Origin of the sequence: Bradyrhizobium sp. 172, assembly GCF_023101065.1 — a bacterium.
In the GTDB taxonomy this organism is placed as follows: domain Bacteria; phylum Pseudomonadota; class Alphaproteobacteria; order Rhizobiales; family Xanthobacteraceae; genus Bradyrhizobium; species Bradyrhizobium canariense_D.
Genome location: NZ_CP064701.1, coordinates 2775451 through 2791714 on the forward strand (window position 1 = coordinate 2775451; position 16264 = coordinate 2791714).

The 16264-nt window shown below is 63.6% G+C and carries 13 protein-coding genes and 1 pseudogene; 8 read left to right on the top strand and 6 right to left on the bottom strand.

Going from position 1 to position 16264, the window contains the following annotated elements; genetic code table 11:
• Positions 1-68 precede the first annotated feature (68 nt).
• Positions 69-998: pseudogene (locus IVB07_RS13175) on the top strand (aspartyl/asparaginyl beta-hydroxylase domain-containing protein).
• A 6-nt stretch (positions 999-1004) separates the two neighbouring features.
• Here the strand turns inward: IVB07_RS13175 and IVB07_RS13180 are convergent.
• On the bottom strand, positions 1005-1547 hold the full coding sequence (locus tag IVB07_RS13180; RefSeq protein WP_247361682.1) for a periplasmic heavy metal sensor: 543 nt from the start codon (positions 1545-1547) through the stop codon (positions 1005-1007).
• A gap of 131 nt (positions 1548-1678) precedes the next feature.
• Between IVB07_RS13180 and IVB07_RS13185 the strand changes: the two genes are divergently transcribed.
• Together IVB07_RS13185 and IVB07_RS13190 are read left to right on the top strand one after the other, a co-directional pair.
• Positions 1679-2137, top strand: coding sequence for a nuclear transport factor 2 family protein (locus tag IVB07_RS13185; protein WP_247364609.1), 459 nt, complete (start codon positions 1679-1681; stop codon positions 2135-2137).
• 140 nt (positions 2138-2277) lie between these two features.
• Positions 2278-3618: an MFS transporter gene (locus IVB07_RS13190; protein ID WP_247767717.1), complete on the top strand. Its 1341-nt coding sequence runs from the start codon at positions 2278-2280 to the stop codon at positions 3616-3618.
• A gap of 64 nt (positions 3619-3682) precedes the next feature.
• On the opposite strand, the gene IVB07_RS13195 is transcribed toward IVB07_RS13190, so the two are convergent.
• The 3 genes from IVB07_RS13195 to galE form a co-directional block, all read right to left on the bottom strand.
• The gene (locus IVB07_RS13195; protein WP_085383345.1) at positions 3683-4384 is read right to left on the bottom strand and encodes a fumarylacetoacetate hydrolase family protein; all 702 of its coding nucleotides are present in this window, start codon (positions 4382-4384) and stop codon (positions 3683-3685) included.
• A 35-nt stretch (positions 4385-4419) separates the two neighbouring features.
• Positions 4420-6222, bottom strand: a complete 1803-nt coding sequence (locus tag IVB07_RS13200; protein ID WP_247361686.1) for an ABC transporter ATP-binding protein — start codon at positions 6220-6222, stop codon at positions 4420-4422.
• Between the two features lie 118 nt (positions 6223-6340).
• Complete coding sequence (gene galE / locus IVB07_RS13205) at positions 6341-7354, bottom strand: UDP-glucose 4-epimerase GalE (RefSeq protein ID WP_247406821.1); 1014 nt, start codon at positions 7352-7354, stop codon at positions 6341-6343.
• A 125-nt stretch (positions 7355-7479) separates the two neighbouring features.
• Between galE and IVB07_RS13210 the strand changes: the two genes are divergently transcribed.
• Positions 7480-8517 carry a glycosyltransferase family 4 protein gene (locus tag IVB07_RS13210; protein ID WP_247767718.1) on the top strand — a complete coding sequence of 346 codons (1038 nt, stop codon included), beginning with the start codon at positions 7480-7482 and terminating at the stop codon, positions 8515-8517.
• 222 nt (positions 8518-8739) lie between these two features.
• Here IVB07_RS13210 and IVB07_RS13215 read toward each other — a convergent pair whose 3' ends face one another.
• Positions 8740-9270, bottom strand: a complete 531-nt coding sequence (locus tag IVB07_RS13215) for an HAD family hydrolase (protein ID WP_247338255.1) — start codon at positions 9268-9270, stop codon at positions 8740-8742.
• On the bottom strand, positions 9263-10333 hold the full coding sequence (gene waaF / locus IVB07_RS13220) for a lipopolysaccharide heptosyltransferase II (protein ID WP_247361692.1): 1071 nt from the start codon (positions 10331-10333) through the stop codon (positions 9263-9265). The genes IVB07_RS13215 and waaF overlap by 8 nt, the downstream gene beginning before the upstream one ends.
• Positions 10334-10504: 171 nt before the next feature.
• Between waaF and rfaD the strand changes: the two genes are divergently transcribed.
• From rfaD to IVB07_RS13240, 4 genes are all read left to right on the top strand, one after another.
• Positions 10505-11485 (top strand): ADP-glyceromanno-heptose 6-epimerase, encoded by a 981-nt coding sequence (gene rfaD / locus IVB07_RS13225; protein WP_247361695.1) that lies wholly within the window; start codon positions 10505-10507, stop codon positions 11483-11485.
• Positions 11486-11508: 23 nt separating this feature from the next.
• Positions 11509-12981, top strand: coding sequence for a D-glycero-beta-D-manno-heptose-7-phosphate kinase (gene rfaE1 / locus IVB07_RS13230; RefSeq protein ID WP_247364611.1), 1473 nt, complete (start codon positions 11509-11511; stop codon positions 12979-12981).
• Positions 12978-14264, top strand: coding sequence for an O-antigen ligase family protein (locus IVB07_RS13235; RefSeq protein ID WP_085383337.1), 1287 nt, complete (start codon positions 12978-12980; stop codon positions 14262-14264). The genes rfaE1 and IVB07_RS13235 overlap by 4 nt, the downstream gene beginning before the upstream one ends.
• An 83-nt stretch (positions 14265-14347) precedes the next feature.
• Entirely contained in the window at positions 14348-16261 is a 1914-nt protein-coding gene (locus IVB07_RS13240; RefSeq protein WP_247361697.1) for an SDR family NAD(P)-dependent oxidoreductase, read from the top strand.
• Positions 16262-16264 lie beyond the last annotated feature (3 nt).

A 16264-nucleotide genomic window follows, 5' to 3' on the forward strand; every position in this document is an offset into this window, starting at 1 on the left:
ATATCTTGCCGCTCGGGCCGCGTCGGGATAGATCACGTCCCCGGTTGAATCACCGGGGAACGGGGGAGATGTTAAAACAGCTTTTTGCGCCGCAACTCGTCATTCTCTATGTGCTGGCAGCATCGACGATCTACGTTCATTTCCGCGGCAAGCAGCGGCTGCGCTTAGCGCGCCAGCTCGGGGACCACTCCGCCTATCTCGCGCCCTACAATGTGCTGATGTAAGCGGGCTCGGCGGTGCCGAACAAGCCGGTGATCCCGGTGGAGCAGTTTCCGGAGCTGAAAGCCCTCAGCGAAAATTGGGAGACCATTCGCGACGAGGCCGTTCGCCTGTTCGACGAAGGCTTCATTCGCGCGGCGGCGAAGAACAACGATTGGGGCTTCTATTCGTTCTTCAAGAGCGGCTGGAAACGCTTTTACCTGAAATGGTACGATGACTTCCTGCCTTCGGCGCGCACGCTGTGCCCGAAGACGGTGGAGCTGCTCAACTCCATTCCGAGCGTGCATGGTGCGATGTTTGCGATGCTGCCGCCGGGCGGCAAGCTCGGCGCCCACCGCGATCCCTTCGCCGGTTCGCTGCGCTACCACCTCGGTCTTGTCACGCCGAACTCGAACAAGTGCCGCATCCTGGTCGACGGCGTCGAATGCGTCTGGCGCGACGGTGAGGCCTTTATGGTCGGCGAGAGCTTCATCCACAGCGCCGAGAATGCCACCGACGTCAACCGCATCATCCTGTTCTGCGACGTCGAGCGTCCGATGAAATACGGCTTCATGACCGCGATCAACCGTTGGGTCAGCCACCACATCGTCAAGGCCTCTGCAACCCAGAACGTCGACAGGGAGAGCGTCGGCCTGCTCAACAAGGTGTTCGGCAAGCTCTACGAGATCCATCTTGCGAGCCGCAAGGTCAAGGAATGGAATCGCAACGTCTACTACACGCTCAAATATTCGCTGACGGCGGTGATCCTCGGTCTCATCGTGCTGTTGGCATTGCGGTGATCGCGTTTAGTGACGGTGCTTGTGTTCTTCGGAGCCATCAGGGCGTTGGTAACCGCGCAGCTCCGCGTATCGCTGCATTTGGCTCTGATCGAGCAGGGCGGTTGTCGACAGATGATATTTGAGGTGGCTTTCGCGGAGCAGTGCCTGGGTTTCCGAAATGGCAACGAGGGCTGTCTTGAGTGACTCCGATGTCACGACGCGGGCGGAGAAGAGGCGGTCCAACTCCGTTTCCTGCTCGACCAGCGTGTTACCTAGCGGGACCGCCTCTTGCTTCATGGCATCGAAGAGGCGCTGAACCCGGATGCGCTGATCCGCAGTCAAATCAAGCCGATCACCGAGCTCGAGAACATGGCTCGGACCGGGATATCCATTGAGCTCGGCGGCAAGTGCCAGGCCCATGCCACGTCCGACTCGCAGATCGTCGATCTGCTGCGGCGACAGCGCCTTGATGGGGCGATGCTCAAGACCGGCATAGGGCTGAACGGACTGCGCGCTGGCAACGTTGCACGAGACGATAAGCATGGCTGCAAGCAGGAGAAGGCGTCTCATGAGTCTGGCTCCATGAAATCGGCCCGGCTGGTCGATCGATCTCCACCGGTGCTCTCCACATATCTTGCTGGACGGTTCGCCTCATGGCAACAAAGATTGCCGCGATTGAGTTGCCGAACATGGAGCAGACGATGGCCTCCTTGCCGACCGCGAATACCGATATCACGCAGTTCTTTCAGCACTGGCTGGAGACCTTCGCGGGCTATGTCCGCGAGGTCGACTATGCTTCGGCGCGGCCGCTTTTCCATCCGGAAGTGCTGGCCTTCGGCACGCACAATGACGTCATTCCCGGCCTCGACCAATGGGTCACCACGCAATGGGACAACGTGTGGCCGAAGACGTCCGACTTCCGTTTCGTCATCAACCAGGCCTCGGTCCTGGCATCGTCCGATGACACGATAGCGACCGTGATCGTGCCGTGGACGAGCACCGGCTATCATCCCGACGGCAGCGCGTTTCCACGTCCCGGCCGGGCCACGATGGTGTTTTCAAGACATGGCGATGCTTGGCTATGTGTGCATTCGCACATGTCGCTCAATCGGGGTGTGCCGCAGACAAGCCACGCCAATCGGCCGGTGAAGGCTTGGTAGTGCCGCCGGGCTTGTGGGCCGACTAAAGTTTTACCCTCTCATCCCAGCTCGGTTGGAACCCTTGGAACCCAATGTCGTTTTTTCAGCAACAATAACAGGTGAAACCACGCAAGCGGGGGCCAATCTGAGGAAGCGCTCCCATGGCAACCCTTGATCTCGACGCCGCCCGACTTACCGCCCCCGAGCATCAGCGCCAGCTTCGCCGCGCCGTGATCGCCTCCACAATCGGGACCGCGATCGAGTGGTATGACTTCTTTCTTTACAGCACCGTCACGGGTCTGGTTTTCGCAAAGCTCTTCTTCCCTCACTCGGATCCCTGGGTCGGCACGCTGGAGGCGTTTGCGATCTACGCGGTCGGATTCGCCGCGCGGCCCGTCGGCGCGGCAATCTTTGGCCATTATGGCGACCGCATCGGACGTAAATCCACGCTGATCGCGACCTTGCTCTTGATGGGACTGGCGACCGCTGCGGTGGCCGTGGTGCCGACCTATGCCAGCATCGGTATCTGGGGCGCCGTGATCCTGACCGTGCTGCGGTTCATTCAGGGCGTCGGAGTCGGTGGTGAGTGGGGCGGCTCGGTACTGATGTCGATGGAATGGGCGCGCAACGACCGATCCCGTGGATTGATCGCATCATGGCCGCAGTTCGGTGTGCCCTGCGGGCTTTTCCTCGCCAATCTTGCCGTGCTGGTGTTCAGCCAGATGGCGGGTGATCAGTTCCTGGCATGGGGTTGGCGTATTCCCTTCGCGCTCAGCATCATCCTGGTCGGCGTGGGCCTCTATATCAGGCTCGGCATTCTCGAAACCCCGGTGTTCTCCAAGCTCGTGGCCGAACGCCAGGTCGATCGCACGCCGATGCTCACGGTGATCCGGGAATACCCGAAGGAGATCCTACTGTCTGCCTTTGCGCGCATGTCGGAGCAGGCGCCGTTCTACATCTTCACGGCGTTCGTATTCTCCTATGGCATCGGCACCCTGCACGTATCGCGCGACTTCCTGCTGACCGCGGTGCTCTCGGCCTCGGTGCTGTCGTTCGTGTCGATCCCGCTGTGCGGACATATCTCCGATCAGATCGGCCGCAAGAACATGTATATGCTCGGCGCTGCCGTGACGGGCATCTTCGGCTTCGTCTATTTCGCCATGCTCAATACGGGGTCGCTGACCATCATCTTCCTCGCGATCATCCTGTCGCTGATTCCGCACGACATGCAGTATGGACCGCAAGCCGCCTTGATCGCCGAGAGCTTCACCGGACGCCTGCGCTACAGCGGCTCCTCGCTCGGCTATCAGCTCGCATCCGTGATCGCCGGCGGCCCCGCACCGCTGATCGCTACCTGGCTGTACGGCACGTTCCACTCGGCGACCGCGATCGCGGTCTACATCGCGATTTGCGCCGTCGTGACGCTGGTGGCGACCGCGATGATGACCGATTACACGGGAAAGGACATCAACGCCGCGGGGGCGTACGAGCGGCGAACTTGAATCCGCAAAAAAGCCCCGGACGCGATGCCCGGGGCTTTGCTGTCCCGTGATCTCGAGCCCAGCCTTATTCCGGCTGACCGATGCTCACCTTCAGCGTGCCGACGCCGTCGACGCCACATTCGAGCTTGTCGCCGGGCTGGAGCTGCGACACGCCGGCCGGCGTACCCGTCATGATGATGTCGCCGGCGGCGAGCTTCACCTGCTGCGAGAGCTGCCAGATGATCTCGGGCACGTTCCAGATCAGCTCTGTGAGGTCGCCCTTCTGCGCTTCCTTGCCGTTGACCGTGAGCCAGATCTTGCCCTTGGCGGGGTGGCCGATCTTCGATGCCGGCTGCACTGCGGAGCAGGGCGCCGAATAGTCGAACGACTTGCCGACCTCCCACGGACGCTCCTTCTTGCGCGAGGCGATCTGCAGGTCGCGGCGGGTCAGGTCGATGCCGACGGCATAGCCGTAGACATGGTCGAGCGCCTTGTCGGCGGGAATGTTGAGGCCGCCGCTCTTCATCGCGACGATCAGCTCGACCTCGTGATGGAGATCCTTGGTCAGCGGCGGATAGGGAATGGTGGCGCCGTCGGGCACCAGCATGTCGGCGTGCTTGGCGAAGAAGAACGGCGGGGCGCGCTCGTCATTGCCCATCTCGCGGATGTGCTCGAGATAGTTGCGGCCGACGCACCAGATGCGGCGCACGGGATAACGGCCGCTTTCCCCGACGACGGGAAGCGAAGCCTGGGTCGGAAGCGGGATGACGTAGGAGGCGGCGTTCATGGTGCGATCTCGCTGCTCTTGAGGTGAAGGGAACTCTATGCGGTTGCGCTGATCGGCGCCAGAGCACCGGCGTCGTGATGCTGCAGGCGGAAGAACGAGGCGTAGCGGCCGCCGCGGCGGAGCAACTCGTCATGCCGGCCCTGCTCGACGATCTCGCCGCCCTCGACCACCAGGATCGCATCGGCGTGCATGATGGTGTGCAGGCGGTGCGCGATCACGATGGTGGTGCGGTTCTGGCAGAGATGCTCGATCGCCTCCTGCACCTGCCGCTCGGACTCCGAATCGAGCGCGGCGGTGGCTTCGTCGAGCAGGATGATCGGCGCGTTCTTGATCAGCGCGCGCGCAACCGCGATGCGCTGGCGCTGGCCGCCGGACAGCTGGGTGCCGTGCTCGCCGACGGGCGTGTCGTAGCCGAGCGGGAAGCCCATGATGAAATCATGCGCGCAGGCTGCTTTCGCAGCATCGATGATCTGGTCTTCAGTCGCGCCCGCGCGGCCGAACGCGATGTTGCTGCGGATGGTGTCGCGGAACAGATAGACGTCCTGACCGACATAGGCGGTCTGGGCCCGCAGCGATTTTCGCGAGACGGCGCCGATCGACTGGCCGTCGATCACGATGTGGCCTTGCGTCACCTCGTAGAAGCGCAGTAGCAATCCCAGCACGGTCGATTTGCCGCCGCCGGACGGGCCGACCAGCGCAGTGACCTTGCCGGGTTCGGCAACAAAGCTCATGCGGTTGAGGACGGTCTCACCGTTGCGATAGGAGAAGCTGACGTCGCGCAGCTCGATGCGGGCAGTCGACAGTTTCAGCGCCGGCTTGTCGTCGTCGGAATGCTCGCTCGCGGGGCTGTCGACGACTTCGAGCAGCATGCGGGCGCCGACGAGCTGGCTGTTGAGGTCGATGTTGAGCCGTGCCAGCCGCTTGGCCGGCTCGGTCGCCATCAGGAACGCGGTCATGAAGGAAAAGAACGCGCCGGGCGTGGCGTTGAGGGCGACTACGCTATAGCCGCCGTAAAGCAAACAGCCGGCGACCGCGAAGCCGCCGAGCATCTCCATCAGCGGATTGGAGCGGTTGGCGACGCGGGCCATCTTGTTGGCGTTGCGTTCGACGATCGCGATGTTCTCGTCGATGCGGGTCTGCATGGTGTCTTCGAGCGTGAACGCTTTCACCGTGCGGATGCCCTGCAGCGATTCCTGCATCGTCTCCAGGATGTCGGCGGTGCCGGTGAACTGGTTGTAGGCGAGGCCCTTGATGCGCTTCACCAGCTTGCGCAGCACCAGCATCGCCGGCGGCACGGCGACGAGGCCGATGAACGACATCACCGGGTCCTGCCACACCATCACGCCGATCATGGCGAGCAGCATCATGAGGTCGCGCCCGACCGCATTGACCAGCATATTGAGGACGTCGGTGATGGACTTTGCGCCGGCCGTCAGCCGCGCCAGAAATTCCGACGAATGCCGCTCGGAGAAGAATCCGACGCTCTCGCGCATCAGCTTGGCGAACAGCTGGCGCTGGTTGGTGGCGAGGATGGCGTTGGAGATCTTGGTCAGGATCACCATATGACCGTACGTCGCCACGCCCTTGATGAAGAGCAGGACCACGGTGATGCCCGAGAACATCGCGATGCCCGGGATGTTCTTGTCGACATAGGCCTGGTTGATGACCTGGCCGAGCACGTAGGTCGCGCCCGCGGTCGATCCGGCGGCAAGCGCCATCAGCGCGAAGGCGACGAGGTAGCGTCGCCAGTAGAGGATCCCCTGTTCCGTGACCAGGCGGCGAATCAGCACCGCTGCCGCATAGGGATCGTCGGTGATTTTCTTTGGAAACTGAGCCATCCGTAGTCCATTGACGGCACAGGAAAAAGCCTGCCCGCGCGTCAGGGATCGAACGGCCTCTGTGCCCGCTAAGCCAGCGCTTTTCAAGCCCAATTAAGGGCTTGCGCTGGAATGGAATCTAGGCCGAGGCGGCGTGGCGGAGCTCGCCGTGACGCTCGCGGAACAGTTTGTCCTCCCAGGCCAGCGCATGGGCTGCGATGGTCTCGAGGTCGTCGTATTGCGGCTTCCAGTCGAGCAGGCTGCGGATCCGGCTGGTGTCGGCGACCATGGTCATGATGTCGCCGGGCCGGCGCGGCGCGTATTGCACAGCGAAGCTGCGGCCCGAGACACGGCGCACCGCGTCGATGGTCTCCAGCACCGAATAGCCGCGGCCATAGCCGCAATTGAGCGTCGTCGAGGCACCGCCGTTGCGCAAATAAGCGAGGGCCGAGCGATGCGCCTGCGACAGGTCCGTGACGTGGATGAAGTCGCGAATGCAGCTGCCGTCCTGGGTCGGATAGTCGGTGCCGAACACGTCGATCTTGGCACGCTGGCCGGTGGCGGCTTCCACCGCGATCTTGAGCAAATGCGTGGCGCCGGCGGTGGCAAGGCCGATGCGGGCCTGCGGATCGGCACCCGCAACGTTGAAATAGCGCAGGGTCACGTATTGCATGCCGTAGGCGACGGCGACGTCGTGCAGCATGATCTCGGTCATCAGCTTCGACGAACCGTAGGGCGACAGCGGCCGTGTCGGCGCATGCTCGGGCACCGGCACCTGGTCCGGATCGCCATAGACCGCCGCGGTCGAGGAGAAGATGAAGCGGTCGATGCCGCGCTTGACCGCGACATTGAGCAGGTTGCGCGCGGTCGTGAAATTGTTGCGGTAATAGCCGAGCGGATCGCGCATCGAATCCGGCACGACCACCGAGCCCGCGAAATGGATGATGCTCTCGATGTTGTGCTGGGCGATCACGCCCTCGAGCAGGTTCTCGTCGCCGGCATCGCCAATGAACAGCGGCACGCCTTCGGGCAGATAGGCGGAGAAACCGGTGGAGAGATCGTCGATCACGACGACGTCCTCGCCGGCTTCCGCCAGCGCCAGAACCGTGTGGCTTCCGATATAGCCGGCACCGCCGGTGACAAGCACAGTCATGATCTCACCCGTCTTCGATCAACGCTCCAAGCTAACGTTTACGTGGTGAAGAGTGGGTATCGGCGCGGCTGAACTGGTCACTATGCTTAATGTTGCGTATAGGGACTTTCGAAACGGAGCGTGACGTGGCGAATTCCCCAGGCGATCTCGAAGTGATCGTGCCAAATCTGCACAGGCGCTATTCCGGGGTCACCGCGACCAACCGGATGGTGGCGCCGCGGCTGGCAAGGCTGTTTCGCGCCGCGTGGTTCGGCTCCGACGCGCCGGAGGGGGTCGCGCGCCTGAGCGGTGCCGATCTCCTGAGATTGTGGCGCCGCAAGGCGCCGGTGATCTGGCACGCGCGCCGCAACAACGAGATGATCGCGGGCGTGCTGTTGCGCGCGCTCGGCTGGCCGCTCAAGCTCGTCTTCACCTCGGCGGCACAGCGCCATCACAGCTGGATCACGCGCTGGCTGATTCGGCGCATGGACGCGATCATCGCGACATCAGATCTTTCGGGCTCGTTCCTGAAAGTGAAGGCGACCGTGATTCCGCACGGCGTCGACACCGGCGTCTATGCGCCGCCGCTCGACCGCACTGCCGCCTTCGCGGAAACTTCGCTGCCCGGCCGCTACGCGATCGGCTGCTTCGGCCGGGTGCGCGCGCAGAAGGGCACCGATGTGTTCGTCGATGCGATGTGCCGCTTGCTGCCGCGCTATCTGGATTTCACCGCAATCATCGTCGGCCAGGTCACACCCGAGCAAACCGCTTTTGCAAACGACCTGAAGAAGCGGATCGAGGCCGCCGGTCTGCAATCGCGCATCGTCATCACCGGCGAGCTGCCGATCGAAGAGGTGCAACGCTGGTATCAGCGGCTGACGATCTACGCCTTCACCTCGCGCAACGAAGGCTTTGGCCTGACGCTGATCGAGGCGATGGCGGCCGGGGCCGCGCTGGTCGCCGCGAGCGCCGGCGCGGCCGAACTCGTGGTCGAGGATGGCGTGACCGGCGTCCTGATCCCGACCGGTGATGCGGACGCGCTGGCTGCTGCGGTCGAACCGCTGATGCGTGACGTGGCCGCCGCGATCGCGATGGGCGAGCGCGGGCGGGCACGGGTGCTCGAACGATTCAGCCTCGATGCCGAGGCAGCCCGGATCGGTGAGGTTTATCGGCCACTGCTCTGAGCGAGCGGAGAAAATATATCCCCATGCACTAGCCGGGCAACGGAATCAATGGTTTGGCGGCCTGCGCAATGCAAATGCGGATTTACGAACTTGTTTTGAGCCGTCAGACGAGACACTGCAAGTAGACGGCATTGCAGATTATGCGCGACTCCAGGGATACACTCCGGCACGACACCCGTTGACGTCCTTTCTCGACTCGATGTCCCGCCGGATCGCCGCGGTCTACGGTCGTTTGGTCCGGGCGAGCACCTCGGTCACGAACGCGTCGAGGTCGCCGCCTGGAAAGAGAAAGCCCGGCAGTCCGAGCGCCTTGCCGGCCTCGATGTCCCGAGCCTGATCTCCGATTACGAAGCTGCCGTCGAATTGCACCGGCCAGTGCTGGACGAGATCGCGCAACATACCTGGTGCGGGCTTGCGCCAATCATGCTCTCCGATATAGCCGGCGACCGTTCCTTGCGGATGGTATGGACAGAAGCGGATGTCATCGATCCGCGCGCTGTCACGGGCGAGCTCGGCGCACATCCAGCCGTGCAGCCGGTTCACGTCGGCGTCAGTGAAGAGGCCGCGCGCGACGCCGGACTGGTTTGTGAAGACGAATACCCAATAGCCGGCCTCGTTGAGGCGGCGAATGGCCCTGGCAACGTTGGGCATCCAGCGGATGCGGTCTTGCGTGCCGATATAGCCATCGTCACGGTTGATGACGCCGTCGCGATCGAGGAATGCGGCGGGCTTCGCCGCGCGGCCATCAGACATTTCCAAGTCCCTGCGTCCTCGCCAGCACGTCTCTCGCGATCTCGACCACGTCCTGCGCCGCGATATCTCGCATGCAGCGGTGGTCGTTCATCTTGCAGATCGTGCTCTGGCAAGGTTGGCAGGAGAGCACGCTCTTGTCCTGCACCACGGTCGCGGCGAGGCCGTTGAGGGGGGCCCAGAGATAGGGGCTGGTCGGGCCGAAGATGCCCATGGTCGGCGTGCCCAGGGCGGCTGCGATGTGCATCAGGCCGGAATCGTTGGAGATCGCGACGCCGGCTGCAGCCATGGCCAGCACGCCGTTGCGCAGATCATTGCCGGTGAGGTCCCGGACCCCCGGGCCGCCGGCCGCGACGATCTCCTGGGCCAGGCCCTTTTCCCCGGGGCCGCCGACAACCCAGACCTCAAGGCCGCGCTCGGTGAGCAAGCGGGCGGCCTCGGGATAGTAGGTCCAACGTTTTGAGACGCCGACCGAGCCGGGGGCCAGGGCCACCGCGGCGCCTGTGCTGAGGCCATTGGCCTGCCGCCAGCGGACGATGTCCTCGGTCGGAACCCGCAATTGCGGCACCGGCCATTCCGCCGGCAACGAAGCGCCATAAGGCTGGGCGAGGGCGGCGTTCTTGTCGATGAAACGGGGCAGCTTGTTTTCGCCCCAGCGCCAGCGATTGAGCAGGCCGAACCGGAACTCGCCGACGAAGCCGACCCTTTCCGGAATCCCCGCCAAAGCGGGCGCAATGGCGGCCTTCCAGGTCCGGGGCAGCACCAGGGCGGTGCCGTAGTTCCGCTCGCGCAGGAGCTTCGCCAAGCCGAACTGGCGGCTCACGGCGAGCCGGCTGCGCGGTAGGTCCCACACAATCCCTTCGCGCACGCCGGGCATGTAATCGACCAAGGGGGCGCACAGGGACGTCGTGAGCAGATCGACCGGCCGGTTAGGCCAGCGCTCATTGAGGACCCGCACCACGGTGTGATTCCGGACGAAATCGCCGATCCACATGTAGGGGACGATCAGGATCGGGCGCGTGTCGCCCCGATCTGTCTCACCGCTAAGTTGCGAATCTTGGTTCATTCGTTAATAAGGCCGGTGCGCTTATGTGGCGGTTCGGTTAGCCGCTCCGGGCCGGCAGGTAAAGCCGGCTCAGCGGCCATCCCAAAACCGCTTACACTTTGGCGGATCATGCGCTAGGGCAGAACCGGGCCGCAAAACTTCGGGCAGGCAAAATCTGGCAGGGAAGTTGGAATGTTGCTGGTGACCGGCGGGGCCGGTTTTATCGGATCGAATGTCGTCGCCGCGCTGAACGAGGCTGGTCGCAGCGACGTCGTCGTCTGCGATTTCCTTGGCAACGAGGGCAAATGGCGCAACCTCGCCAAGCGGCAGCTTGTGGATATCGTGCCGCCGGCTGAGCTGCCGGACTGGCTGAAGGGCCGCAAGCTCGATGCGGTGATCCATCTCGGGGCGATTTCCGCGACCACCGCGACCGACGGCGACCTGGTGTTCGAGACCAACTTCCGCCTGTCGGTGCGCCTCCTGGACTGGTGCACGGCGAATGCGGTGCCGTTGATCTACGCCTCCTCGGCGGCGACCTATGGCGACGGCGAGGCAGGATTTGACGACGAGACCTCGGTCCCTGCGCTGAAGAAATTGCGGCCGATGAACCTCTACGGCTGGAGCAAGCACCTGTTCGATCTCGCGGTCGCCGAGCGCGCAGCGAACGGCGAGAAGCTGCCGCCGCAATGGGCCGGGCTGAAATTCTTCAACGTGTTCGGGCCCAACGAATACCACAAAGGCTCGATGATGAGCGTGCTGGCGCGCCGCTTCGACGACGTCAAGGGGGGCCGCGTCGTGCAATTGTTTAAGTCGCATCGCGAGGGCATCGCCGACGGCGATCAGCGCCGCGATTTCATCTATGTCGACGACGTCGTGCGCGTTGTCATGTGGCTGCTGGCGACGCCGTCGGTGTCCGGGCTGTTCAATGTCGGCACCGGCAAGGCGCGTAGCTTCAGGGATCTGATGCTGGCGGTTTATGCCGCGCTCGGCGCCAGCCCCAACATCGAATACATCGACATGCCCGAGCAGATCCGCGGCAGCTACCAGTACTTCACCCAGAGCGAGGTCGATCGCCTCCAGCGCGCCGGCTATAATGGCGGCTTCACGACGCTCGAGGACGCGGTGAAAGCCTATGTCGGGGATTATCTCGACCGGCCCGACCGCTTCCGCTGAGGCCCATCACCATGCCGGCGCCCATTCTCGATTTCGATGCTCTCGCGCAAGCCATCTCGGGCCGCACGGTACTGTGCATCGGCGACATCATGCTGGACGAGTTCGTCTATGGCGAGGTGTCGCGGATCTCGCCGGAAGCGCCGGCCCCGGTCATCGCGGCACAGCGCAGCGAGATCCATATCGGCGGTGCCGGCAATGTCGCGCGCAACGTCGCCGCGCTCGGCGCGCGCTGCATCTTCGTCGGCCTCGTTGGCGAGGACGAGGCGGGCAGGCAGCTGGCCTCGACGCTCGCGGAGCAGGGCGCAATCGAAAGCGTGCTGGTGTGCGATCCCTCGCGTCCGACCACGCGAAAAGTCCGTTTCGTCTCCGAGCATTTTTCCACGCACATGCTGCGTGCGGATTGGGAGCAGGCAAAGCCTGCTTGCGATACGATCGAGACCAAGCTCATCGAAGCCATCCTGCCGCAGATCGCGCGCGCCGACATCGTGCTGTTGTCCGACTACGCCAAGGGCGTGCTCACCGCCCGCGTCATCCGCCACACCATCGACGCCGCGCGAAAACTCGGCAAACCCGTGATCGTCGATCCCAAAAGCCTGAACTGGGCGATCTATCGCGGTGCGACACTGCTCACGCCCAACCGCAAGGAATTTTCGGAAGCGACGCGTAGCCGCGCCGACACGCCGCAGAGCATCGTCGATGCCAGCGAGGACCTGATGCGGCTCGCCGATTGCGAAGCGATCCTGGTCACCCAAGGCGAGCACGGCATGACGCTGGTGCCGCGCAGTGGCGCGGCCGTTCACGTTCCGGCGTTTCCAATCAAGGTGCGCGACGTCTCCGGCGCCGGCGATACCGTTGCGGCGGCGCTTGCGGTGTCGCTCGCCACGGGAGCGGACTGGGACACGGCGCTGCGCATGGCCAGCGCCGCCGCCGCCGTCGCCGTCGGCAAGCAAGGCACCGCCAGCGTCAGTGCGGCCGAGCTGCGCCGCAAGATCTTGCCGCATGCCAGTCTCGCCGCCGAAGAGAAGATCGTGCTCGAGCCGGCCGCACTCGACGCGCAGCTCGCCGAATGGAAGAGGCAGGGCCAGCGCGTCGGCTTCACCAATGGCTGCTTCGACATCCTACATCCCGGCCACGTCAAGGTGCTGACCGCGGCGCGTGCCGCCTGCGACCGCCTGATCGTGGGGCTCAACAGCGACGCCTCGGTGCGGCGGCTGAAGGGCGCCGATCGTCCCGTTCAGGACGAGCGCGCGCGTGCCGAGGTGCTGGCGGCGCTCGAAGCCGTTGATCTCGTCGTTATTTTCGATGAGGATACGCCGATCGACCTGATCACTCGCATCAAGCCGAGCGCGCTGATCAAAGGGGGCGAGTACACCCGCGAGCAGGTGATCGGCCATGAGGTCGTCGAGGCCGCGGGCGGAACGGTCGTGCTGGTCGACATCCTCCAGGGCTTCAGTACGACCGCGTTGGTGCATCGCGCGCGGGGAGGGGACAAGTGACGGCGCTCGCACGCGAGACGACGGGCGAGATTGTGCTTCGCCGGCTGCGCAGCCCCATCGCCTGGCGCGAGACCGTCGATATATTTGCGGTCCTGACCGCGGCTTCCCTGCCCTGGTCGACCTCGCTTGCGGGGATCTTCAACGCGCTGATGCTACTGTGCATGGTGCCGTTCCTCGACGTCCGCGCGTTCCTGCAATCGCTGAAGCGGCCGATCTGCATCGCGCCGATCGCGCTGGTGCTGCTCGCGCTGGTCGGGACGCTCTGGTCGGATGCGACCTGGGGCGCGCGATTCTATGCGGTCAATCCGACCATCAAGCTGCTGGTGCTGCCCGTCCTGCTCTACCATTTCGAGCGCTCGCCACGCGGGCACTGGATTTTCATCGCCTTCTTGGCATCCTGCGCCTTGTTGTCGATGATGTCTTGGCTGGTGGCGTTCTACCCGGACCTCGCGCTTAAGACCGATGCGCCCGAACGCGGCATCTTCGTCAAGAACTACATCGACCAGAGCCAGGAATTCACTCTCTGCGCGGTCGCGCTCGCCTATCCGATCGTGAGGCTGCTTCGCGAAAAGCGATACTGGTTAGCCGGGCTGCTCACGGCGGTTGCGCTGAGCTTCTTGGTCAATATGATCTTCGTGGTGGTGTCGCGCACCGCACTCGTCACCATTCCGATCATGTTCGGCGTGTTCTCGCTGGTTCATCTCAAATGGCGCAGCATTGCGATCGTCGCCGCTGCGCTGCTCGCCGGCGCCTTTTTAGCCTGGCAGGCTTCGCCGCATTTGCGCCAGACGGCTGAGAGGTTTACGGACGACTACACGCGCTATGTGGAAAGGGGCGAGCCCACCTCGCTGGGCCTGCGGCTCGAATTCTGGCGGAAGTCGCTCGGCTTCTTCGCGGAGGCGCCGATCAAAGGACACGGCACGGGCTCGACGCGCGGATTGTTCGAGCGGGTCGCAACGCCCAAAGGCCAGTACTTGGCATCCGCCGAGGTGATCGGGAATCCGCATAATCAGACGCTGAGCGTTGCCGTGCAATGGGGCGTCATCGGGATCGTCGTCCTCTACGCTATCTGGATCCTGCATCTGCGGCTGTTTCGCGGCAGCGGACTTGCCAACTGGATCGGATTGCTAGTCGTAGTGCAGAACGTCTTCACCTCGTTGTTCAACTCCCACCTGTTCGACTTCCACGAGGGCTGGATGTACGTCATTGGCGTCGGCGTAGCCGGCGGCATGGTGATCCGGGCACATCAGGTCGAGTCGAAAATGAGGGAGGCCGGTTCCTGAGCGTCGCGCGGCTGGCAAGTCTGGTCCAGATGGGCTATCAGCGCGCCAGATTGCAATCTAACTGGGTTTTCATTGGTCGGCGGATGACGCATCTTTCGCATCTCACCTCGCGCAATTTCCTGATCGCGCTCCACGACTTGCTAGCTACCGCGGCGGCGCTCTTTGCCGCCTTCTATCTGCGCTTCGAAGGTGGCGACGGCTTCTTCGAACGCTTGCCGCTATTGTTCCAGATGCTGCCCTACTTCCTCGCCTTCAGCGTGGTTGTGTTCTTCATCTTAAACCTGACCACGACGAAATGGCGCTTCATCTCGCTGCCGGATGCGCTGAACATCATCCGCGCCGCGACCGTGCTGACGGTCGCCCTGCTCGTGCTGGACTACGTCTTCGTTGCACCAAATGTCCGTGGCAGCTTCTTTGTCGGCAAGGTGACCATCGTCCTCTACTGGTTTCTGGAGATCGCCTTCCTCAGCGCGCTGCGGATGACCTACCGCTACTTCCGATACGCGCGGGTGCGGCGACACGCCCGCATCGATGACACCGCGCCGACGCTGCTGATCGGTCGGACCGCGGATGCCGAGGTTCTGCTCCGCGGCATCGAGAGCGGAGCGATCAAGCGGATCTGGCCGGTCGGCATATTGTCGCCGTCGCGTGCCGATCTGGGCCAGCTCATCCGCAACGTGCCGGTGCTGGGCAGCATCGATGACGTCGAAGACGTTATTAGTGATTTTGCCAAGCGCAATAAGGCGATCGCCCGTGTCGTGATGACGCCTTCGGCCTTCGAACCGGAAGCCCATCCGGAATCGATCCTGATGCGGGCACGCAAGCTAGGCGTGATCGTGAGCCGCATGCCATCGCTCGAAAGCGGCGAGGCGCCGCGGCTCACCGCCGTCGCGGTTGAGGACCTCCTGCTGCGGCCGAGCGAGGCGATCGACTATGCACGCCTTGAAGCGCTGATCAACGGAAAAGCAGTGATCGTCACCGGGGGCGGGGGTTCGATTGGTTCAGAGATCTGCGAGCGAGTCGTCGCGTTTGGCGCCGCGCGGCTCCTAATCGTGGAAAACTCGGAGCCGGCGCTGTACGCGATCACGGAAGCGCTTGCTGCGCAGGGTGCGGCAGCTGAGATCGAAGGCCGGATCGCCGACATTCGCGACCGCGAGCGCATCATGCGCCTCATGACGGAGTTCAAGCCGGACATGGTGTTCCACGCGGCGGCGCTCAAGCACGTTCCCATTCTCGAGCGCGATTGGAGCGAAGGCGTGAAGACCAACATCTTCGGCACGATCAACGTTGCGGATGCCGCCGTGGCGGCCGGTGCTGAGGAGATGGTGATGATCTCGACCGACAAGGCGATCGAACCGGTGTCAATGCTCGGCCTGACCAAGCGTTTTGCGGAAATGTACTGCCAGGCGCTCGATCACGACCTTGCCGCAGCCAGCGGCAGCGCCAAGCCGCCGATGCGGCTGATCTCGGTCCGGTTCGGCAATGTCCTGGCCTCGAACGGTTCAGTGGTTCCGAAGTTCAAGGCCCAGATTGAGGCAGGCGGCCCGGTGACTGTGACGCATCCCGACATGGTCCGCTACTTCATGACCATCCGGGAGGCCTGCGATCTCGTGATCACCGCGGCCACGCACGCGCTTGACGCGCAGCGTCCCGACGTTGCGGTCTACGTGCTCAACATGGGGCAGCCGGTGAAGATCGTCGATCTCGCCGAGCGCATGATCCGTCTGTCGGGCCTACAGCCCGGCTATGACATCGAGATCGTGTTCACGGGCATGCGACCGGGCGAGCGCCTTCACGAGATACTGTTCGCCTCCGAAGAACCGACTCGCGAGATCGGAGTTGCTGGGATCATGGCGGCGCAGCCGAACGAGCCGCCGATGCTGACGCTGCGCAAATGGATTGCCACGCTTGAACAAGCGATCGCGCGCGACGATCGTGCCACCATCCGAACCATCCTGAAGGATGCAGTTCCGGAATTTGGCTCGACCGCCGCTTGACGT